General features: G+C 49.3%; 18 protein-coding genes and 5 pseudogenes. 10 read left to right on the plus strand and 13 right to left on the minus strand.

Features of this window, described 5'->3' with window-relative positions:
• Positions 1-112: 112 nt before the first annotated feature.
• The 3 genes from EAH77_RS22765 (at position 113) to EAH77_RS25640 (ending at position 2,557) form a co-directional block, all read left to right on the plus strand.
• Positions 113-1,369, plus strand: coding sequence for a tyrosine-type recombinase/integrase (locus EAH77_RS22765; protein ID WP_140475386.1), 1,257 nt, complete (start codon positions 113-115; stop codon positions 1,367-1,369).
• Positions 1,370-1,609: 240 nt separating this feature from the next.
• Positions 1,610-2,002: a hypothetical protein gene (locus EAH77_RS25635; RefSeq protein ID WP_241673519.1), complete on the plus strand. Its 393-nt coding sequence runs from the start codon at positions 1,610-1,612 to the stop codon at positions 2,000-2,002.
• 6 nt (positions 2,003-2,008) lie between these two features.
• Complete coding sequence (locus EAH77_RS25640) at positions 2,009-2,557, plus strand: hypothetical protein (RefSeq protein WP_241673520.1); 549 nt, start codon at positions 2,009-2,011, stop codon at positions 2,555-2,557.
• A gap of 81 nt (positions 2,558-2,638) precedes the next feature.
• Here the strand turns inward: EAH77_RS25640 and EAH77_RS22775 are convergent.
• The 10 genes and pseudogenes from EAH77_RS22775 to EAH77_RS22820 all read right to left on the minus strand — a co-directional run.
• A pseudogene (locus EAH77_RS22775) lies at positions 2,639-2,866 on the minus strand (IS5/IS1182 family transposase); the annotation flags it as partial.
• A 210-nt stretch (positions 2,867-3,076) separates the two neighbouring features.
• Positions 3,077-3,223: pseudogene (locus EAH77_RS22780) on the minus strand (transposase DNA-binding-containing protein); the annotation flags it as partial.
• Between the two features lie 250 nt (positions 3,224-3,473).
• A complete protein-coding gene (locus EAH77_RS22785; protein ID WP_140475388.1) occupies positions 3,474-4,022 on the minus strand; it encodes a DUF3833 domain-containing protein in 549 nt (182 codons plus the stop codon).
• A gap of 22 nt (positions 4,023-4,044) precedes the next feature.
• Positions 4,045-4,572, minus strand: a complete 528-nt coding sequence (locus EAH77_RS22790) for a hypothetical protein (RefSeq protein WP_140475390.1) — start codon at positions 4,570-4,572, stop codon at positions 4,045-4,047.
• Positions 4,572-5,060, minus strand: a complete 489-nt coding sequence (locus EAH77_RS22795; protein ID WP_140475392.1) for a DUF2878 domain-containing protein — start codon at positions 5,058-5,060, stop codon at positions 4,572-4,574. The genes EAH77_RS22790 and EAH77_RS22795 overlap by 1 nt, the downstream gene beginning before the upstream one ends.
• Positions 5,057-6,289, minus strand: a complete 1,233-nt coding sequence (locus EAH77_RS22800) for an SAM-dependent methyltransferase (RefSeq protein ID WP_140475394.1) — start codon at positions 6,287-6,289, stop codon at positions 5,057-5,059. The genes EAH77_RS22795 and EAH77_RS22800 overlap by 4 nt, the downstream gene beginning before the upstream one ends.
• 2 nt (positions 6,290-6,291) lie before the next feature.
• Positions 6,292-7,008, minus strand: coding sequence for a DUF1365 domain-containing protein (locus tag EAH77_RS22805; protein WP_140475396.1), 717 nt, complete (start codon positions 7,006-7,008; stop codon positions 6,292-6,294).
• Entirely contained in the window at positions 7,005-8,360 is a 1,356-nt protein-coding gene (locus tag EAH77_RS22810) for an NAD(P)/FAD-dependent oxidoreductase (protein WP_140475398.1), read from the minus strand. The genes EAH77_RS22805 and EAH77_RS22810 overlap by 4 nt, the downstream gene beginning before the upstream one ends.
• A gap of 1 nt (position 8,361) precedes the next feature.
• Positions 8,362-8,565, minus strand: coding sequence for a hypothetical protein (locus EAH77_RS22815; RefSeq protein ID WP_241673521.1), 204 nt, complete (start codon positions 8,563-8,565; stop codon positions 8,362-8,364).
• A 44-nt stretch (positions 8,566-8,609) separates the two neighbouring features.
• Positions 8,610-8,825 (minus strand): annotated as a pseudogene (locus EAH77_RS22820) (MerR family transcriptional regulator); the annotation flags it as partial.
• Positions 8,826-9,053: 228 nt separating this feature from the next.
• Between EAH77_RS22820 and EAH77_RS22825 the strand changes: the two are divergent.
• Positions 9,054-9,468, plus strand: a pseudogene (locus tag EAH77_RS22825) (transposase); the annotation flags it as partial.
• Positions 9,469-9,698: 230 nt separating this feature from the next.
• Complete coding sequence (locus EAH77_RS22830) at positions 9,699-11,354, plus strand: methyl-accepting chemotaxis protein (protein ID WP_140475400.1); 1,656 nt, start codon at positions 9,699-9,701, stop codon at positions 11,352-11,354.
• A 663-nt stretch (positions 11,355-12,017) separates the two neighbouring features.
• Here the strand turns inward: EAH77_RS22830 and EAH77_RS22835 are convergent.
• Complete coding sequence (locus EAH77_RS22835; protein ID WP_140475402.1) at positions 12,018-12,356, minus strand: hypothetical protein; 339 nt, start codon at positions 12,354-12,356, stop codon at positions 12,018-12,020.
• Between the two features lie 178 nt (positions 12,357-12,534).
• On the opposite strand from EAH77_RS22835, the pseudogene EAH77_RS22840 reads away from it, so the two are divergent.
• Positions 12,535-13,220, plus strand: a pseudogene (locus EAH77_RS22840) (IS30 family transposase).
• A gap of 773 nt (positions 13,221-13,993) precedes the next feature.
• Here the strand turns inward: EAH77_RS22840 and cspE are convergent.
• The gene (cspE, locus tag EAH77_RS22845; RefSeq protein ID WP_140475404.1) at positions 13,994-14,206 is read right to left on the minus strand and encodes a transcription antiterminator/RNA stability regulator CspE; all 213 of its coding nucleotides are present in this window, start codon (positions 14,204-14,206) and stop codon (positions 13,994-13,996) included.
• Positions 14,207-15,713: 1,507 nt separating this feature from the next.
• Positions 15,714-15,902 (minus strand): hypothetical protein, encoded by a 189-nt coding sequence (locus tag EAH77_RS22855; RefSeq protein ID WP_140475408.1) that lies wholly within the window; start codon positions 15,900-15,902, stop codon positions 15,714-15,716.
• A gap of 1,008 nt (positions 15,903-16,910) precedes the next feature.
• On the opposite strand from EAH77_RS22855, the gene EAH77_RS22865 reads away from it, so the two are divergent.
• From EAH77_RS22865 to EAH77_RS22880, 4 genes are all read left to right on the plus strand, one after another.
• A complete protein-coding gene (locus tag EAH77_RS22865; RefSeq protein WP_140475410.1) occupies positions 16,911-18,119 on the plus strand; it encodes an MFS transporter in 1,209 nt (402 codons plus the stop codon).
• A gap of 163 nt (positions 18,120-18,282) precedes the next feature.
• Positions 18,283-18,771, plus strand: a complete 489-nt coding sequence (locus EAH77_RS22870) for an isochorismatase family protein (RefSeq protein WP_140475412.1) — start codon at positions 18,283-18,285, stop codon at positions 18,769-18,771.
• A gap of 157 nt (positions 18,772-18,928) precedes the next feature.
• Entirely contained in the window at positions 18,929-19,861 is a 933-nt protein-coding gene (locus EAH77_RS22875) for a lysine exporter LysO family protein (RefSeq protein ID WP_140475414.1), read from the plus strand.
• A 199-nt stretch (positions 19,862-20,060) separates the two neighbouring features.
• Positions 20,061-20,840 carry an MBL fold metallo-hydrolase gene (locus EAH77_RS22880; protein ID WP_140475416.1) on the plus strand — a complete coding sequence of 260 codons (780 nt, stop codon included), beginning with the start codon at positions 20,061-20,063 and terminating at the stop codon, positions 20,838-20,840.
• Positions 20,841-20,879 lie beyond the last annotated feature (39 nt).

Raw genomic sequence — 20,879 nt, forward strand, 5'->3', positions numbered from 1 at the left:
TCAACCCAATTCAATCAAATTCTACCTGCATCAATCTCCTTGCGAGGGTATAAATGAGGGTATAGTTTGATTCGATAATTCTTATACCCTCAAATCATTCAGGAAACCACTTATGGCACTGACTGACGCTAAGATCCGGGCAGCCAAATCGGATGAAAAACCTTATAAGCTCGCTGACAGCGGCAACATGTTTTTGCTTGTCCATCCTAACGGTTCTAAATACTGGCGGCTCCGTTATCGATTTCAGGGGAAGGAGAAAACTCTTGCTCTGGGCGTATACCCCGAGGTGTCATTATCCGAAGCTCGTGAAAAACGCGATGAAGCCAGAAAGTTGATTGCAGGAAACATTGACCCTTGCGAACAAAAACGTGTGCAAAAATCTGTACCAAACGTTATGCATTCGTTTGAAGTTGTTGCCCGCCAATGGCACAACAGTAACAAGAAGTGGTCAGAATCCCACAGTGAGAAAACCCTCAAAAGCCTTGAAACCTATGTATTCCCGTTGATTGGCTCGCGAGAAATCACTTCACTGAAAACACCTGACCTGCTGGTTCCTGTTAAAGCTGCTGAAGCAAAAGAGATTTATGAAGTTGCATCTCGCCTGCAACAGCGTATTTCCGCAATCATGCGATACGCAGCGCAATCTGGCATTATCAGCTATAACCCTGCTATTGATATGGCGGGGGCCCTGACAACTGTAAAGCGTCAGCACCGACCGGCCCTCGTCCTCGATCGTATTAATGAACTTACCAATCGAATCGAATCCTACAAGGGGCAGCCACTGACGGTACTGGCGACAAAGTTGACACTGCTGATTTTTATTCGTTCCAGTGAACTACGCTTTGCTCGCTGGTCGGAGATAGATTTTGATAAATCGATGTGGACTATTCCCTCTGAACGCAAACCACTTCCAGGCGTTAAGTATTCGCACAGAGGTTCTAAAATGCGAACACCGCACTTGGTGCCGCTTTCGCTACAGGCACTGGAGATCCTAAAACACATACGCAATATTAGTGGCGAGCACGAGCTAATCTTTACCGGTGATAATAATCCTTATAAACCTATGAGTGAAAATACCGTAAACAATGCGTTGCGTCTGATGGGCTACGATACAAAGGTGGATGTCTGCGGTCACGGCTTCAGGGCGATGGCCTGCAGTACTTTAATCGAATCTGGACTGTGGTCGAAAGACGCCGTAGAGCGCCAAATGAGTCATCAGGAACGTAACGGTGTCCGTGCGGCGTACATTCATAAGGCGGAGTTTCTAGATGAGCGCAGACTAATGCTGCAGTGGTGGGCAGATTTTCTTGATGCAAATCGTGAGAAGGCGGTGAGTCCGTTTGATTTTGCCAAATTAAATGCGGGCTGATTAAAAAATACTAAGGTATGTATCTAACATGCCTTATTTTTTTGCTAAATTATGGCTTCTGACGAAGCAGAACCTAGTCAGACAATAAAAATGTCCTCTGTTGTTTAATGCCAGTAATCTCGTATTGTGAGCTTGGTTTGAGCGATAGGGAGTTTTAAACTGTGTCATCTTAAAAGCAGCGTTCAGAAATTTAGCCTGTGAGAAAGTAGCGTTCTTACTGTTATATCTAAGGCAGGAGCCATGACTAGTCGCCCGCAGATGATTATTAATGTTCTTCAGGCTAATCCTGATGAACAATTTACAGCTCGCCAGCTTGCCCAAAAGATCATAGATCACTATGGTGCAGAGCTTGCCGACAAGCGTCAAAACCCTCGTTTTGCCAGCGATGAAGATTTCTTGAGTCAAATAGCTGCGGAAGTCGGTGGGAGCAGAACCGTTCAGGCAAAAGCAATGTGTCCCCAGATTATGACGCGTGACAAGCCTCGGCCAAGACTTTTTTACTGGGGTAAGAAAATTGATAATGGTGTGCATCAAGAGTCATCTTTTGATATCGCACCGACTCCATCTGCTGAGACGGTAAGTTTTTCTGAGCATGCCCTTTACCCGCTTTTGATTGAATACCTTTCTGAATAAGAAGAATTGCTTTGCCGCCGCATCGATGAAAAGCGTTCAAGTAACAACAAAGGCCTTGGGGCAAACCATTGGCTTTATCCTGATATTGTCGCATTGCAACCCCTCGATAAGGGTTGGGATACTGTAGTGCAAAACTGCGTTCGTCATAGCGAAGGACGTTTAACCCGCCTGTGGTCGTTTGAAGTAAAACGTCAGCTTAACCGTAGCAATGTTCGTGAATATTTCTTCCAGGCAGTGAGCAATTCAAGTTGGGCCCACTTTGGCTATCTGGTCGCGACCGAAATAAATGAAGATAAACAGCGTGGAGTTGAAAGAGAGCTGCAAATGTTGTGTGCATTGCATTGCATTGCATTGCATGGTATTGGAGTGATTCTGCTTAACCCGCAAGATCCTAGTAATAGTCAGACTCTCATCCCGGCGCGAGAACGAACCAGCATTGACTGGCAATCCGTCAACCGTCTGGTGGTTGAGAACAAGGATTTTAAAGAGTTTATCGATCTGGTGTCTGATTACCACCAGACAGGAAAAATACATAAAGCATTGTGGAACAGGTAACTCGGGCCAACAATTCAATCAAAAATGGGCTTTGTTGAATAAATCGGGTTTAGATAAAACTACCCCCTATCAGTCACTACCTCAGGCAATCCGTACACTTTCAGGCATGCCTGTACGCGTCATTTTGTTCAATGCACTGATCGTGGCTATAGCCTCACCGACCTGCGTATCGTAGTCACGCAGCGTCAGGTGACCACCGAACAGTTGTTTAACCCGGTACATCGCCGTTTCGGCCATCGACCGCCGGTTATAAGTCGTGTTCCATTTCCAGTAAGCATTGCTCCCCGTAAGCCTCTGCCTCCCCAACGCGCATTTTTATGACCGGCGTGGAAATCAACCACGACACGATGATGGAGTACCTGAACGATCGCCTGACGTTTGCCCGAATATCGGAGAACAAGCAGTTGGAGAACTCACTCCGGATTGCGATCGAGATGGTGGAGATAATAAAGGTAAGCTGTAACACGAGCTAACGTGTATCAGCTCAGACTTGATCTGACACTATTACAGCACGGAGTCATAGGCACCTTCCACTTCAGCGGAGGAATGTGATGATTTCACGATAGAAAGTCTGGCATGTTGTGCAAGTGAGGTGGCAAGAGTCACGAGACGACGGGTACGCCGTAAATCGCCAAGCTCAGTAAGCCAGAAAAGCCATTTATCCAATTAAAAACAATTAGATAGAGCCATGCTAAAAACCTAATAAGGAGAATGCAAAAAAGATCAAGCGAAGGGGGGGGATTTCAAAAAAATCCCCGGCATTCATGCCGAGGATTGTGTATAAGATACAGCCCTGCGAAGGGGGATGTTGGAAGGGGGTTTAGCAAGCAACATCAAAATTATAAAAAATTTAACTGTCTGATTTTTATGAGTGACCCCAAGCCAATTTCTTGCTGACTATATAAACGGTTTAAAGCTATTTTTTCTCAAAGAACAGGGTGACGCGTGCGACTTCTACGCCGAATTTTTTCAGGGACGTGACGTTGAACAGGTGCTGTTCGTCCTGCTGGTAAATCCAGTCGTCGAAGGTCAGGCGGTAGGTGCTGCCGCCGGATTTGACATCCATGACGTAGTTCCAGTTAAACGCGTTGCCGGCCGACTGGCCTTTTGCTGTGCCGATGATGTCGTCTGCGGTGCCGGTGTATGTGCCGTCGGCGAGTTTGCGGATGTGCCAGACGCGGGTCTGCTTCTCACCGTCGTCGTAGACAAAATCTTCGTGCAGCGTCAGTGTATCGGCCACGATGTCACCGCGGATTTTCACCGCAAAGCGTCGCGTTTGTTTGTGCGTATAATCCTGCACCATACCGTAAGCAACGCTGTCGCCTTTGAAATAGGTGAAGATATCCAGCTTCGGTTGTGTCTGTGCGTAATCTTTGATGTCCGCACTGCAGCTGGTGAGCAGCAGCACGCAGGCCGCCATCAGACCGAGAAAACCTTTGCGTAAAACAGAGTGGGAAACTGCCATAAAACCTCCGGCCGGATGAATGTTAATCGGATGCAGATGCGCCGATAAGCTTGCTGCGTAAATCAGGATACTGCGTCGCGGGTGAAAGCCAGATCGCCAGAAAAGCGTCGCGAAATTGCGGGCTGAAGGCCTGCCCGACCGGTTCTGTCATCACGCTGTTCGGCGCACGGCTGTAAAACTGACCTCCGGTGTCCGTGGCAAGAAAGACAATTTCGCTGCCGCTGCTGACGTCCGGCCAGGTTTTTCCCACGGCCTCCAGCCAGCCATTTTCCTGCGCGTCGCCATCCATGCCCAGTTTCTGCCACTGTTCTTCGGTGGCTTTGGTCAGTTCCTGACGATCGATGCTGCGCAGGTACTCAATCGCCAGCGCCTTTGGCCATTTTTGCGCCTGATATTTGCCATCGGGAGTCAGCAATGAAGAGTGATAAACCTCAAACGGCCCCCAGCTCAGGGTGGCGCGGCCGACCTGTTGCCACTGCGCCCAGGGCGCTGAGGCGAATGCGGAGAAGGAAAACATCAGGGCCAGCGCCGCGGTTACTATGCGTTTCATCAGGTTCTCCTATTGAGCAAAACCGGCAGACTGATAAGCGGCAGGAAAATGGCCCAGCCCGCGGCCATCAGCGGCCAGACGTAAGACGGTGAGGCCAGAAGTGTCATCGCGCCGAGCCGCATACCGATGTAATAAGCCAGCGGACCACTGACCGCCCCGAGCGGGATAAGCCAGTACCACGTCAGACGCAGACGCCCCAGCAGCCACAGCCACCACGCGCTGAACCCTAGCCACAGCGCCATAATCCAAGGTGGTACGCCGGGTGAATCGGTAAATTCAAACAAGCCGAGAATGCACCACAGCGAATCCAGAATAATGCCCAACGAACAGGCCACTGCTACCCACAACCAGCGGCGGGACGGCGTGAACGCCAGTATCAGAAAACTGCTGATCACCAGCAGGACAACAAATCGCTCGCGCCCCCACACGGCCAGCGTCCACCAGGCATCGAAGCCAAGCGTCAGCAGCCAGAAGCGCAGCGATTTCATCCGCGTCGCTCGGCGATCAACTGCACTGTGCTGATGGTGCGGGCGCGGAATCCGGCCTCGCAGTAGCACAGATAAAACAGCCACAGGCGGCGGAAGCGCTCATCCTGCGCTCCGTCGAGCTGGGCGTTCCAGTAGCGTTGCACACGTTCACGCCATTCGTGCAGCGTGCGGGCGTAGTCGAAACCGATATCAAACAGGTCGCGCACCACCAGCCCGGTACAGCGGGTCATGGTGTTATTCATCGCAGTGATGGAGGGCAGGAAACCGCCGGGGAACACGTAGCGCTGGATGAAATCGACATTGCGGCTGTACGAGGCATAACGCTGATCGGCAATGGTTATCGCCTGAATCGCCATCCGTCCGTTAGGTTTGAGCAGGGCGTTGCAGCGTTTGAAGAAGGTTTTGAGGTAGCGCTTGCCCACCGCTTCGATCATCTCGATTGAAACCAGCTTGTCGAACTGCCCGCGCAGCGCCCGGTAGTCTTCGAACAGCACGGTGACACGGTCGGTTAATCCGGCTTTTTCGATGCGCTGACAGGCATAATCGTACTGTTCGCGGGAAATTGTGGTGGTGGTGACCTGACAGCCGTATTCGCGCGCGGCAAATTCTGCCATCGCACCCCAGCCGGTTCCGATTTCCAGTAAGTGATCGCCCGCATGCAGCTGCAACTGCTCGCACAGGCGTCGCATTTTGGCTTCCTGCGCCTGTTCCAGCGTCATCTGCGGTTCCTGATACCAGGCTGAAGAATAGAGCATTTTCTCATCGAGAAAGCCCTGATAAAAATCGTTGCCCAGATCGTAATGCGCGGAAATATTTTTACGCGCCTGCGTCGGGCTGTTGCGGCGAAATAAGTGGATCAGGCCGTTTACCGGCGCGGTCAGCCAGCTAAGACGGGCTTCCAGCTTATCGACCAACTTGAGGTTTTGGGCCAGCAGCTGCAGCACGGTGGTCAGATTGGGCGTCGTCCAGTCGCCGTCAATATAACTTTCCCCCGCGGCGATGCTGCCACCGAGTAACACGCGGCGATAGGCGCGCAGATTATGCACTTCGATTTCACCCTGCAGCGGTGCCGTCGGGTCGCCAAAAAACACGGCATTTTCACCGGCTTCACGTAGGGTCAGACCGGCACCATGCAGCTGTTTTAAAACGCCGAGAATCAGTGCGCGTGCAGCCTTGCTGCGCCGGTTAGTCACCCCATCGCGGGCGAGTTGCACTTCGGGTTGGCTCATGGTCAGTCCTTATCAACAGGAGGATGCGAATAAATCGGTGCCCGTTTCAGCCACAGTTTCACGGCCTGCCAGTAAATGGTCAGGGCGGTTTTTGCGGTCATCAGGGGCAGTCGCCACAATTGCTTGCGCAGCGCCTCGCGGGTGAGCGGGAGCGCCTTCAGCGACAGAGCGGCATCGAATTCACGTTCTTTGCGGTGATTTTCGATAGTGATGTGTAACTCTTTTCCGGGAGGTGTCAGCCGCCAGTGATAGACCATGTCCATCGGATTGAAGGGCGACACATGAAAGGCTTTTGGCACTGGCTGCGAGCCGTCGGGAACGACGGCGTAAGTGTGGCGTTCGTTCCACGGTGTGTTACGCACCTCGGCCAGCATCCAGCGCAAAACACCAGTTTTGTCATAAAGGTAGTAAAAATTAACAGGATTGAAATAACAGCCGAAATAACACAGCTGACACAGCAACATCACGCGGCCATCGGGGCGTTCCCCGGTCAGTTCGGCAATTCTGCTCTGCGCTTTGGTTTTGATGTCGCCACCGCCGAGATAGTCTTTGCGGCGAAAGCTGGCGGATGAAAAACGCTCCAGCGTGATCCCGACGGCAGGCAACTGATCCAGCTCGTCGAGATCAATTAGCGGCATAAAAATGTCGTAGTCGAAACGATGCTCAACGGGTGTAAACCGACGATGGCGCACCGTGCCGGCGTACAGCGTGCTGTTCATGATACTTCCTGTGCCAATGGCTGTTTTTCTGAGGTGCGTTGCAGCTGCAAACCCAGTTGCTCGACCACGTCGCGGGCGCTGTTGACGCCATCTTCGTGGAATCCGTTGTACCAGTACGCGCCACAAAACCAGGTACGGTGATGACCGTTGATGCGAAAACGCTGCTGCTGTGCATTATGGCTTTCCAGATTCAGCACCGGATGCATGTAAGTCGCGCGGAACAGCACTTTGCTTTCTTCGATCGGCGTCAGCGGATTAAGCGACACGCAAAACGTCTGCGGCGTATCCAGCCCATGCAAAATATTCATGTTGTAAGTCACGCCGCCGCGACGGCTGTTCGCCGTGCTGGTGTCGCGCATATCGGCACGGGAGGACGTTTTCAGCGAGTTCGGCAGCATATAATTCCAGCTCGCCCACGCGCGTTTTTCACGCGGCAGCAGGCGGGTGTCGGTATGCAGGATCACGTCGTTGGCCTGATACGTCAGCTCGCCAAGCACGGTGCGTTCTTCCGCCGAGGCGCTGTCGCCGAGGATCGCCAGAGCCTGATCGGAATGGCAGGCAAAAATGACCTCATCAAAGGTTTCATCGCCGTGGGTGGAAGACAACGTCACATGGCTGGCGGAGCGGGATATTGCCGTCACCGGTGTATGGGTGCGCAGGGTCACGCTGCGCGGCAATTTTTCCTGCATCCGGCGGATATATTCCCGCGAGCCGCCGGGCACCACCATCCACTGGGGGCGGTTCGTCACATCCAGCAGGCCGTGGTTGTCGAAAAAGCGCAGGAACATCGACAGCGGGAATTTCGCTATGTCGCTCAGCGAAGATGACCAGATCGCCGCTCCCATTGGCAGCACGTAGTGCAGGGCGAAAAACGGTGTGAAACCGTTCTGATCCAGCAAATCGGCCAGCGTGCCTTTGTCGTTATGTGCATTGAGCAGGCGCGCTTTGCACCGTTTGTTGAAACGCAGTATTTCGCGAATAAACTGCCAGAACTGCGGTTTAAACAGGTTGCGGCGCTGGGCAAACAGGCTGTTCAGCGAATGGCAGTTGTACTCCAGTCCGCTCACCGGATTGCGCACCGAGAAACTCATTTCGGTCGGCTGTCCTTCAATGCCCAGCTCTTTCAGCAAGGCAATGAAATAGGGATACGTCCAGGTGTTATAGACAATAAAGCCGGTATCGATGGCGTAGGTTTTGCCATCGGAGATGACATCCTGCGTGGCGGTGTGCCCGCCGAGCGTCGCCGCAGATTCGTAGAGGGTAATTTCACAGTCAGGCTGACGCTGCGCCAGTAACCAGGCGCAGCTGAGACCGGAAATACCGCTGCCGACGATCGCCACTTTTGTTGTCATCTTATCTCACCATTTTTCGGCTTAACCATTTTTGCGCGCCGACCGGGAGCAGTGACGCCACCTTCAGTAAGCGGGCGAAAAGTGGCAGGAAGGCAATTTCACTGGCACCGTGCGCCAGTTTTTTACGGATATGCGCCGAGGCCTTACTGACGGTCACCATCATCGGCATCAGGAAGTCATTGCGTGAGGTCAGCGTCGTATCCACAAAGCCCGGCTGGATCAGCGATACGTGGATATCGCCTCAACTTTCCCTTCGAGCAGCGATTTCACCTGACCGACCGGGATGCCGCGTTCTATCCAGCCCAGAATGGTGCGAATGGTATCGAGGTCGTCGTCATTAAACAGCCGGTGACCGCCCTCGGTGCGCTGCGGCTTTAGCAGGCCATAACGGCGTTGCCACGCGCGAAGCGTGACCGGATTGATACCACGAATGTGAGCAACCTCGCCGATGCTGTAAAGTGACATTCATTACCTAAATATTCATAAGACTAATGATAACTCTAGCGCCTCGTTTCAAAGTTGTACAACTTTATTATTATTGTACAACTTAGCTAATACTAACGGACCACAAAACCGTGCAGTGGTTAATCAACAAGCAGTCCCTGAAAGCAATGATCCGGGGGAAAATACCGTTCCTGGAAAGGTGATCAGGGAAAAATCGCCCCCAATGTTCTGCAGCGGGACTTTACGGCTACCCACGAGGTTATCTGCGCTGATTTATCCCTGAACAACGTGACCGATGCGGAGGCATTCCCGGGACTTATGCGCCAGACACATCGCAAAATCAGGGTCGATTCAGCCGATGGGGCTTATGACACAAAACGTTGCCACGACGAACTGCGGCGCAAGAAAATCGGGGCACTGATCCCGCCGCGAACACGCGCTGGTTACTGGTCATCGGAGTATGCCGACAGAAATCAGGCGGTGGGGAGGCAGAGGCTTACGGGGAGCAATGCATGCCGGAAATGGAAAACGGCCTATAACCGATGTCCGGTGTTCATCTAATGCTGTGTGACTACGATGCCTAGGTTGGAGATGTGATGGCGATGCTCCGTGCATTAGATAAATTACGCTGGCAGGCATGCCAGAAAGTACGCAAATTGCCTGACCGGAGGAATATTTTATCTAATCTTATTTATTCAATAAAGCAACTAAATTAGTTGCTATTTATTTGTGTTATCAACTCAAAAACAACTCAAGATAAAATTTCAACGGCCGATGTTAATAATTAGAATGAGATGTAAAATATTTAAATTATATATTTTACAAATTGTTTAATAATATCATAAATTGTATTAAGAGGCATTTTTTCTACTTATCATACCAAGGGTTTATAAAATGAGACTTATACGGAATATTAAAATAAGAACAGCGATTATACTCATTCTCATTACGTTTTCTCTATTGTGGGCCGGGGCATCAGGCTTTGCCCTATACTCGCTTAAGGAGCTAAAGCAAGAGCTCGGGATGACCAACGTTCAACAACAAAATGGCGACATCATCAATGGTGCCAATGCACAATACTACCGCGTGGTAACGTCATTAGAGCGCGCCATGAGTGGGTTGGAAAAAAATGACAGTGGCATTTACGACTTTGAAATGAAGGCAACGCTTATCAAATTAGACGGTCTTAAAAATGGACTCAGCCAATTTAAAGCGATTGATCATGGAAACCTCGGCTCAACGACCGTGGATGATATTTATAACAAATCATTTACTCTTTACAATGATGCCGTATTAGCGATGTTTAAATCAGCTACAGAAAAAAATATAAATGATTTTGAAAAAATAAAAACGGATAAATATCTTCCTCTTAGGGTTGATTTCAGTGTGGCAATAGACAAATACAACGCACAAATAACGTCCCTAAATAGTGAAGCAAATACGAGAATTAACCAGTGGGTGGCATGGTGCCAGTATATTCTCATTAGTGCGTTATCAATCAGTGTGCTGATCATGCTGTTGACCGACCGCTATCTGGTAAACTTTCTCGTTAAGCCTTTGAACATCGTAAAGGCGCATCTTGAATCTCTGGCAGTGGGCGTACTCGATAAAAGAATTGTTGACCAGGGTAGAAACTGTGTTGGTCAGTTAATCCCGTATATTGACAAAATGCAGGGGAATTGGGCCAAAACGGTGTTTGAAATCCGCAACAGTGCAGATTCAATTTACAAAGGCTCCAGTGAGATATCGATCGGCAATACCGACCTGTCCTCCAGGACTGAAGAACAGGCATCAGCACTGGAAGAGACGGCCGCCAGTATGGAAGAACTCGGTTCAACCGTTAAGCAGAATGCCGATAATGCGAGTCAGGCAAGCACACTGGCAGACAATGCGACTAGGGAAGCGCAACAGGGGGGGAGCATTGTCAACGGCGTCATCGCCACCATGTCCAAAATTACCAGCAGCTCACATAGAATCGTCGATATCATTGGTGTCATCGACAGTATTGCCTTTCAAACCAATATTCTTGCCTTAAACGCCGCCGTCGAAGCGGCACGTGCCGGAGAGCAAGGCCGCGGGTTTGCCGTCGTTGCCAGCGAAGTAAGAAGTTTGGCGCAACGCAGTGCACAGGCAGCAAAAGAGATTAGCGTACTGATTAAGGAATCGGTAGAAAACATTAAATCGGGATCTGAGCAGGTGACGAACGCAGGTGATGCGATGGAAAAAATCGTCAATTCAGTCAGCCATGTCAATGACATTATGAGTGAGATAGCGGCTGCATCGACTGAACAAAGCAAAGGGATCAGCCAGATTGGTACTGCAGTGGTTCAAATGGACAGCGTGACGCAGCAAAATGCCGCATTAGTACAAGAATCTGCGGCTGCCGCCGCCTCGCTGGAAGAACAGGCCCGTCAACTCACAGAAATTGTCTCTGTGTTTAAAATCGAAGGAAAGGAACCTCAATCTTCAACCGGTCCTCTTCTCCGGCCGAATACGCAGTCCAATAGCACCGCGTTAGTCAAAGAACAGGGCGGATGGGAAAAATTTTAATGTTGCAGCCCTTCTCAGCCTGTCAGAGAAGGGCGAATAATATTATTAACTTTCTTTGGCACATTATCGCCACTCTCTCCCGATAGAACTTTCATATCTGCAGTACTGCGGTACAGGTAAGTCTGTCCAGGGCGCCTCCTCGTTGAGTTGGCACCTTTCACTGGGATATCTTACGAGGGATCGCTCTTTCCTACATTTTCATTCCACCGCCTCTCGCCTTTCCAAACTAGTAGAATTCCGCCCAATCCTCCAGTGCCTTAAAGTGCATATCGATATCACCGAACCTCAAACGAGCACCGCGCGTTAACGCTTCCAGCTCCCAGCGTTCCAAGGCAATACAATGTTTTGCTAATTCACTGGATATCATCGGTAACCTGGCTCGTTCTGCGGGCGTCAATCTGGCTGACGGTGCCACATAGCCGGCCACCAAATTCTGCATGAGCTACTTCAGGCTATCTATTCTGCATGTAGGTATTACTTCTGCCCTAAGAACGTCTTTTGATCAGGCCGAATAGAATTAAAAACGTGCCTGCAAAAAATCAGCCAGATGAAAAGGGCACACAGCGCAATTCCTCCCAGAATAATATAGGCGAAGCTCCATGACGTGTAGCTTACGATGGCGCTGGCTAACGCCGGACTGAGTGAGGCACCCAGTCCCTGTAGTTACATAATGAGTCCAAGCGCTGCGTTGATATGTCCTGAGCCATTAAACAATGAAGCAATAAGTCCGGGAACGGCCACGCCCCCAATACCCGCAGCGACACCGTCCAGCGCCTGTACAGGAAATAAAACGAATTCATTGCTCCCAAAAGACGCAATCGCAGCACGGAATGGCAACACGATGAGCGCAATAACGATAAGCCTTGCGTAGCCATACTGGGAGGCATACCACGCAGTGAGCAATGCGACGGGGAACATGACCGCCTGCGAAATGGCTACCGTCAAGGCTGCATAGGTGTCCGGCGTAAACAGGGTATCCGACGTTGAGGTGGCTACCTGCATGCTTAACATCGTCAACTGTGCCGCATGGCCAGGTGGAAGAGAAGCAGTGTGACCCCTGTTAGCTGGTGGGTAGTCGACGCGTTAGTGTGTTCAGATTAAAAAAGCTGTGATATCCGCTTTGCGCTTTGAGTTCAACGAGTCGACGCAACGCTATCCTTAAAGAAGGGGGGACGTTGCCATGAAACGAAGAACGCGCATTTACTACACGCCAGAACAGAAAGCGATTATCTAGGACAGGTATAAGCAAGGTGATTCTTTACATGACATCGCCAGAATGTTCGACAGATATCACTCTTCTGTTATGCCCACTATTCACCAAACTGATGGGTATCGCCCTCCTGTCAGAAAGCGGCATCGGTTACCCATCAGCAAAAGACCACCTGATGTTGCAGACCGAGCCATACCCGGCCACTGGGAAGGTGACCTGATTCAGGGCTCGAAAAACTCCTATATCGTCACCCTCGTAGAACGCCATTCCCGCTTTGTTATGCTGGGCAAAATCAGTGGCAACAAGACCATAACCGTTATATCTGCACTCATCAAACAAGCCCGGGAATTACCCGTTGAGCTTTATAAAACATTAACATGGGATCGGGGTGCTGAAATGACCAGCCACACCCAGTTTACTGTGGCCACAGACATTCAGGTTTATTTCTGTGATCCTCAATCTCCCTGGCAACGTGGCTCAAATGAAAATACGAACAGATTGCTCAGGCAATATTTTCCAAAAGGAACTGACTTATCGGTTCACAGCCAGCAAAGGCTAAACAGTGTTGCCAGACAGCTCAACGAGAGGCCGAGAAAAACACTAGACTATGAATCACCCGCAGAGCGTTCAATCAGTGTGTTGCATCCATCGGTTGAACTCACAGCTCATAGCTGACTGTTAAGGTTTGTACCCACCACTAATCTCGGTCTCATAGCCACGCACAAGACAGTTGCTTGCAGCCGCAGCGGCCCGCACGGCGTTAGCCGTCGCTGCTCAGGACGCTCAGAAAAATTATTTAGTGGGATGACCTTCAGGGCTGTATCCCTGAAAAAGAGGAGTTCCACGACATCTTTTTTGGGGAGACTTGTGCTGACCTGACGATCCGGTAGCCTGCCAATTAAGGCCGCGGGAAGGACGGAGTTGAGCTCGGCGAACCGAGCCTGGATACAGTGGCCATGTTATCCAGGGCTCGTTCGCGAAATTCGTGATCCGGTTCGTTGACCTGCGGGTCGATTCTGAGGGGGCATGTTTTCATCTGACTGATGATTTGTCCGGCCAAACGTTCCGATAATTATTCACTGTTCCAAAACTAGGTAGATTCCAGACACTCGCTCAGGTTGACCATTGAAAAAATATTATTAATATCTTTCGGGTTTAACAAACTGACTTTGCGGAGGGAAAAGTGTTTGGTTGGAAATTACTCGTGGGTCTGCTAACAGTCACGGTTGTTGGCTTCGCACTCTTTGGCTTCTTTTTTTCACTCCAGCAGCTGCGGTAAACGACTGTTATTCTTTTACTGCATCTGAAGCATTTCACCAGAGCCTTAAAATGAAAAAACCCGCTCAAGGCGGGTTTTTTATCACTATCACTTATCTGCTCAGGCTCCGGCCTTCATCGCTACCGTGAGTGTTAGCGTGATTATCGGCAATTAAAGCGTGATAACATTAGCAGCCGACGGGCCTTTCGCGCCGTTCTCGATAGAGAACTCCACTTTTTGGCCTTCGTCTAAGGTTTTGAAATCGCTGCTCTGAATGGCGGAGAAGTGCACAAACACGTCCTTGCTGCCGTCTTCCGGGGTGATGAAGCCGAAGCCTTTTTCAGGGTTAAACCATTTTACTAAACCAGTCATTTTGTTAGACATAGATACTTCCTTTCATTTTTTGAGCCGCTTATGCAGCAAAGATGGCCTGTTTTGCAGAGTTTTACTTATGGGGCACTTAGGAGGAGGCTCATGAAGAAGGGTATCTAGGATAACGCTTGAAATGAGGACTGCTTTACTAAAACTGCTTTCATAAGGTCTGTGTTCCAAACCGATGGCGTCATAATAGACCTGGTTTGTTTTATTAAGCAAGGATTAATTTTTTGATGTTTAATTAATCAGTTAAGCGGCCATGCACTAAACGGGATGAGGTTTGTGTGAAATTAACCATTAATGCATAAACAATAAAAGCCCTGACTGTACGAATCAGGGCTTTTAAGGTACTGCTAACTTAGGGTTTGACATTAATATACTTCGTTACTTTTTACTGCTATTTGGTACTACTTTAAATGCACAAGTTCTTACAGATAACATCGGGTACTGACAACTATAAACCCCTCCTTTATCGATTTAAAACCACCTGACAGCTTTATACGAATACAAACTCAAGTCAGGCCAAACTACTTCAACTCGTACATTTCCCCTTCGCGATATATACTCTTTGATGCGTAGCTTTACTTCCTTCGCGATATTTAAACTACTGACACTCAATGTTTTCGCGAACTCATGGTCTATAAAAAACAAAGCCTTACATCATCGCGATTGTACTAACACTTATTACACTTACTTACAACCTCATTTAACACAACTTCTTTTGTTTCAGACTATGCAACAGGTTTATCTACTTACACTTCGTACTGCACTGCTTATTCTACTTCATCCCACACGGATTATTATACTAACGTACTTAATTTTTTCAAACTAACAGCAATACACTTGTTCCACCGCTGTTGAACGCTAATTTACGGATTTTTGATACCGTGTCAACACTGTTTTTAATAACATGTTTTTATTAACAGCATGCGTTAACCTAAAAATTCAAGAAGCTTCTGATTCCTTTATCTTCTGCATCAGTTCGTGCCGTATTTCCCTATAGGTCCTTTCACAGTGAAACATCTCAACAATACCGTACCAACCTTTATGCCGGGCCGCACGCCGCAACCTGTTTACTGCACTCCATCGGTGTCTAAGCCTTTGTATAAGCCACCGACGCTTTATTCGCTGCATTATATTGAGGATCATGATTCATCACTTCATATCAATGTGACGGGTGTTTTGCGGGACTACATTTTTAGCCTAACGAGCCATGTTTTAAATAGGGAAAATTCTTAAGCCACTGCGCTTTATTTCAACAGCCGGCCGTACAGTTCCGACCACTCTTGCGACTATGCGGTGTGGACGATAGGCACAGTCTCCTTCAGGGCTGACGGTTTTATCTGCGAGTGCTTCTCACGCTTTTCAGGCGCTTGACGACAATAATACCGATAATCATATTATTTGCCGTCATAAAGGCAGCCGGTCAGCGGCCTCGTGGGTGAATGCACTGGCTCGCCGGCCCTTCATGTCAGAACGTTGGAATACAGAAATTTCCTGATGGAAAAAACATAAATCAAGGGTCACTTAAATAGGCATTTTCAGCTGGATTGTTTTGGTTGCTATCGGTGCCTTCGTAGCCGCAGGGATTTTTGCTGTGGTTAAACTGGCTGCGCTCGTCTTGAACAACCCGGATGATAGCGAGCATTGATACTTTATTTTGGCAAATTTCTTCAGTTAAAGTCTTTGAACGGTCGAAGAACATAGCGTTTATTGATCCCTCAGCCATCATTTTGTAGCGGTTGTCTTACTTGTTCGCTTTATTGGCCTTTGAATGATGAACCTGGTAGTTGACCGTGAAGGATGGCAGGCCGCGCACTGTCCAAGGACAGATAGTGATAAGACGTTTAGATAACATCCTTACAGATATAATTTTCAAATGAATGTGGAGTAACTATGGACGATGCAGATTTAGCTTATGAGCAGGAAAAAGCCATTTTATCCGAGGCGTTATCAGCCAGGAAGCCCAGTATCTAAAGCCCGGAGGCATGTGCATCTGGTGTAAGGATGAGCCTGTGGTTGCCTTAACAGCATTCTGTTCCGCGGATTGCGGTGAGGATTATGCCAAACATAATCGTGGGGTAACACAGCGGGTAAGTGGAGAGAATTCATAATCACTCAATGCGGTCGCAGCATGATAATAGTGACTGGGTCAGTGGCTGCATGAAGCAGTCCCTTTCATCACTCAACGCCAACTTGGTTTCGTTCTCAGTATCCTTATAACCCAGGTGCTCTACCCTAAGGATAGCGTTAACTTATTTGGCGCTAATATGTTCTGATGTTTTTGCAAATGCAGACCGGCCAGCGAGCCGTTTTTTTGTGTGGAGGCATCTTGATATTTAGCGCCAAAAATATCAACTTGCCCACAGCTGCCGTAAGAGGGGTATGAGGGCCAACGGAGCGAAAACGTACGCTAAGATCTTTCAGATTGCGGCTATTACCCGCTATACCCACCCCTTCTACCCTACACATTGACCCATTTCCATTGGTAATTGGCTGACAGTCTACTCACCTGACTATGACAGCGCTCCTTATACTGGCACCTTCACAGGCTGCTGGCTCTTTTGATAAACAATACCGACCAATTTATTCCTATCAGACATCATCACTCAGCCTGTTTTCTGCTCGTTTCCACGCTTTCTCAGACAGTAATAAGGTCGGAGTCTGCCACTCACCTTAAGCGGATTTTCGTATCTTCAGGAGCTCCACCAATATGAGAAATATGCATCGACAGGTCCTGATACTTGCGGGCTCTCAGGCCATCTTTCAATCAATATCAGTTCTGATAATGACAATCGGTGGCCTGGCCGGCGCGCTTTTAACGCCCAATCCCTCGTTGATCACCGTTCCGCTATCAATGGCGAGCCTCGGAACGGTGTTAGTGATGTTTCCGGCTTCTTTATGGATGAGCCGGATAGGTAGAAAAACAGGTTTCATCACCGGTGCTCTGTGTGGAATGGTTGCAGCAGTCATTTCCATGGTCGCAATGTTCCATCATTCATTCATGCTGCTGTGCCTTGGGATGTTCTTTCTGGGAATTTTTCAGACTTTTGCGCAGTTTTATCGCTTTGCGGCGGGAGAAGTGGCACTTCCCGCATTTCGCACTAAAGCTATCTCGCTGGTACTTGCCGGCGGCGTCGTTGCAGCCCTGTTAGGACCGTTTCTGGCCAGCCGCGGAAGTGCATTATTCAGTGTGCCCTATGTGGGCTCATTCCTCTTTATGGGAATAATGGCCGCGCTGGGCCTGTTGTTATTGTCACACTTGCAGATGCCGGCGCAGCCCGATGAACCTTCCGGACAAGTGACGGCGCGGCCGTGGAAAAAAGTGGTTTTCCAGCCTGCGTATCTTGTCGCCCTTTTTTCCGGCGCATCAGGATTTGGAATAATGGTTCTGGGCCTGACGGCGACGCCCATCGCAATGAAGCATTACGGTTTCGACTTGTCACAAATCGCCGCCGTGATCCAACTTCACATACTGGGCCGTTTCGTACCGTCGTTTTTCACGGGAAAATTGATCGAGCGGTTTGGCGTCATTAAAATTAAGCTGACGGGCGTTCTTCTTATGCTTACCTATATTGCTCTGGCTGTTTCGGCTGTCACGTGGGGGATATTTGCCATTGCATTAGTCCTGATGGGAATAGGTTGGAATTTTCTCTACATCGGCGGAACCAGCCTGCTGGCAACGACTTACACCACGGGTGAGAGGGGGATTGCACAGGCAGCAAATGACATGAGCGTCTTTATCTTCAGCCTTCTTTGTTCTCTGGGTGCCGGTCCGCTGCTCAATGCTTATGGTTGGAAAACCATGCATCTTCTTTTAGTGCCTTGGGTCCTCTGCCTTGCAGTGCCGCTGCTTTGGCTGGCTTTGCGTAAAAAATGTCAAGCGATATCAGAAGATGAGGTCATTTTACCATTGCCGTAGGACGAAATTCCTGAGCTTTTGTAGAAATACATAGGCAAAACTGATTTTACTATTCACCCGATCGCATCGAACTTTGACTTTATGCCCCCTCACTGGGGGGGTTAGCTGCTAGTTTTTAGGTGACTGTGTGACCTTTCCGATAAATAAAACCCAAGGACTGAACATGAAAAATGCCCTGATCGTTATCGATATTCAGAATGATTATTTCCCAGGCGGATCTTTTCCGCTTGAGGCGCCTGAAATAGCCTGTAAGGGTGCCGTTAACGCGATTGAAAAAGCGCGTGGTGAAGGCTGGTTGATCGTCGGTATTCAGCATATCGCAACAGCCGATGCGCCATTCTTCAAACCTGACAGTAAGGGGGCGAAAATCCATCCGGATGTTGCCGCAGCACTGGGCGATGCGCCGGTTATTATTAAGAAAGAGGCCGACAGCTTCTTTGAAACCAACCTTGAGCAACTGCTGCGCGACAACGGCATCACTGATATCTACCTTACCGGCATGATGACGCAGCACTGTGTCACGCATACAGCGCTTTCCCCGCAGGGACAGGGCATGAAGATGCACATCCTTGCTGAAGGATGTGCTGCGCCAACTAAAGCGCTGAGCGACCTTGCCCTGTTCGGACTGAGTGCGCGCTGCAGCGTAAAATAACCCTCAGGTTTGTAAAAGTCACAGACCTTTATGCGGGCTATGTTGCTATCCGATAGCGCACAGCCCGCGTTTTGGTAAATATCCCAGCTTTATCGCTGCGAATCACTGTGTACGACCACTTCGTCACATAATCATCTTCCAGGTACTTAAGGAAAGAATGCTCATCGCCTTATACAGCCTGCTGCCAATTTTACTGGCCTTTGCGGGCGGACTTAACCTAAAAAAAGTCGTTAAAAATATTCGCCCTTCCACCTTTGATATAATCTCAACACTGTCTCTGTATTTGCTTCTGTTGATTATGGGGGCCACTGTTGGCGGGATCCCTGATATTAAGGAGCAACTCGTCGTCGCAGGCTTTAATGCTCTGACCATTGCGTCAGGTACGTCGTTGGCCACCTTTATTGTTCTGGTCGCTGTGGATAAGCTGAGTGGAGAAAAGCGGCCTCCGCGTACCGCTCCAGACCTGCGGAACAGTCGTTCGGATATACTGTCAATTTTACTTCCCACGCTCACTCAGATAATCACGACGGCGGGCGGCTTTATACTGGGGTTCAAGGGGTTAATGCCCGACCTGGACGCAGACCTCATTATCTCTTTTCTTCTGTATCTGTTGATATTTTCCGTCGCGGTAAAATTATCGTATTCGAATATCAGCATGAAACGCGTGCTGTTAAACAAAGCCAACCTGCGGCTGACGTTGATCACGATATTGTCATCCTTTACGGGGGCCGCGCTGGCGTCATTATTTATCAAAGTGCACCTCCATGAGGTTCTGGCGGTCGGATCCGGGTTTGGCTGGTATACCCTTTCTGGAACGCTGTTCACCAAAATGGGCAATCCGCTGTTAGGAACCGTGGCTTTCTTAAGCGATCTGTTTCGCGGGATATCTGCGCTGGTGCTCATTCCGCTGATTTCGCGCTTCGGTTACAGTAACGCCGCCATCGGTATATCTGGTTCGACGGCGCTTGATGTAACGCTGCCGATTATTGAGAAATACTGTGGTGCGGCTTATATCCCTTTTGCTCTTCTGATGGGAGGGATCACGACGCTGGCCGTTCCCTTTGCGATCCCATTCTTCTATTACCTTTGAACAGGCCTTTTAGCAGCGAAGAAATGCCAGTAAAAACTGAGCCACTGCGATTGACCTGATTTCATCGACTAATGACCTACGAGCATGTCACGGCCTATCCCTTCCTCCTCTTATAGTAAGGCCACTCGCAGCCACCCTGCCCGATAATGCCAAACGCATTGGCTGAGCCTAAAAATCTGATGAATCACTGGAGCAATCAATGAAATTAACTCAAATCCGCAATGCCACTCTCGTGCTGGAATATACCGGTAAAAAATTTCTTATCGACCCGATGCTGGCAGAAAAGGAAGCCTGGGATGGTTTTGCCGGGAATGCTCGCCCGCACCTGCGTAATCCCATGGTTGCCTTGCCTGTGCCTGTAGAAGATTTAATGGCTGTAGATGCCGTTATCCTGACCCACACTCATACCGATCACTGGGACGAAGCAGCGCAGCAGGCTGTTCCCAAAGACATGCTTATTTATACGCAGGATGAGAGCGACGCGGCGCTGATCCGTTCTCAGGGCTTTCTTAACATCCGCGTTTTGAAAGATGAAAATCATTTTGTTGACGGACTAACGATTTATAAAACTGACGGCCAGCACGGTAGTAACGAACTGTACTCCGATGCCAAATGGGGTGATTTACTGGGTGATGCGTGCGGGCTGGTCTTCACACATCATGATGAAAAAACGCTATATATCGCCGGTGATACCGTCTGGGTTAAACCTTATGTAAAAAGCCTGCAGCGCTTCAAGCCGGAGATTGTGGTACTGAATACCGGCTATGCGATCAACGACCTGTACGGCCCGATCATCATGGGCAAAGAGGACACGCTTCGCACGCTTAAGATGTTGCCGGCTGCGACCATCGTGGCTTCTCACATGGAATCGATCAACCATTGCCTTCTCACCCGCGCGGAGTTACGCGAATTCTCGCTTGAACACGGCATTGAAGATAAGGTCCTTATTCCCGAAGACGGTGAGACGATGGCTTTCTGATGAGCCACTTGGGCTGATTCAGGGAAAAATGCCATTCCG

The sequence above is a fragment of the Ewingella americana genome (genome assembly GCF_006438725.1).
GTDB classification, from domain to species: Bacteria; Pseudomonadota; Gammaproteobacteria; order Enterobacterales; family Enterobacteriaceae; genus Ewingella; species Ewingella americana_A.

Coding starts and splice junctions, on each gene's coding strand:
- EAH77_RS22765 (WP_140475386.1), top strand. CDS start 113: ATGGCACTGACTGACGCTAAGATCCGGGCAGCCAAATCGGATGAAAAA.
- EAH77_RS25635 (WP_241673519.1), top strand. CDS start 1,610: ATGACTAGTCGCCCGCAGATGATTATTAATGTTCTTCAGGCTAATCCT.
- EAH77_RS22785 (WP_140475388.1), bottom strand. CDS start 4,022: ATGGCAGTTTCCCACTCTGTTTTACGCAAAGGTTTTCTCGGTCTGATG.
- EAH77_RS22790 (WP_140475390.1), bottom strand. CDS start 4,572: ATGAAACGCATAGTAACCGCGGCGCTGGCCCTGATGTTTTCCTTCTCC.
- EAH77_RS22795 (WP_140475392.1), bottom strand. CDS start 5,060: ATGAAATCGCTGCGCTTCTGGCTGCTGACGCTTGGCTTCGATGCCTGG.
- EAH77_RS22800 (WP_140475394.1), bottom strand. CDS start 6,289: ATGAGCCAACCCGAAGTGCAACTCGCCCGCGATGGGGTGACTAACCGG.
- EAH77_RS22805 (WP_140475396.1), bottom strand. CDS start 7,008: ATGAACAGCACGCTGTACGCCGGCACGGTGCGCCATCGTCGGTTTACA.
- EAH77_RS22810 (WP_140475398.1), bottom strand. CDS start 8,360: ATGACAACAAAAGTGGCGATCGTCGGCAGCGGTATTTCCGGTCTCAGC.
- EAH77_RS22830 (WP_140475400.1), top strand. CDS start 9,699: ATGAGACTTATACGGAATATTAAAATAAGAACAGCGATTATACTCATT.
- EAH77_RS22835 (WP_140475402.1), bottom strand. CDS start 12,356: ATGCAGGTAGCCACCTCAACGTCGGATACCCTGTTTACGCCGGACACC.
- cspE (WP_140475404.1), bottom strand. CDS start 14,206: ATGTCTAACAAAATGACTGGTTTAGTAAAATGGTTTAACCCTGAAAAA.
- EAH77_RS22855 (WP_140475408.1), bottom strand. CDS start 15,902: ATGTTCTTCGACCGTTCAAAGACTTTAACTGAAGAAATTTGCCAAAAT.
- EAH77_RS22865 (WP_140475410.1), top strand. CDS start 16,911: ATGAGAAATATGCATCGACAGGTCCTGATACTTGCGGGCTCTCAGGCC.
- EAH77_RS22870 (WP_140475412.1), top strand. CDS start 18,283: ATGAAAAATGCCCTGATCGTTATCGATATTCAGAATGATTATTTCCCA.
- EAH77_RS22875 (WP_140475414.1), top strand. CDS start 18,929: ATGCTCATCGCCTTATACAGCCTGCTGCCAATTTTACTGGCCTTTGCG.
- EAH77_RS22880 (WP_140475416.1), top strand. CDS start 20,061: ATGAAATTAACTCAAATCCGCAATGCCACTCTCGTGCTGGAATATACC.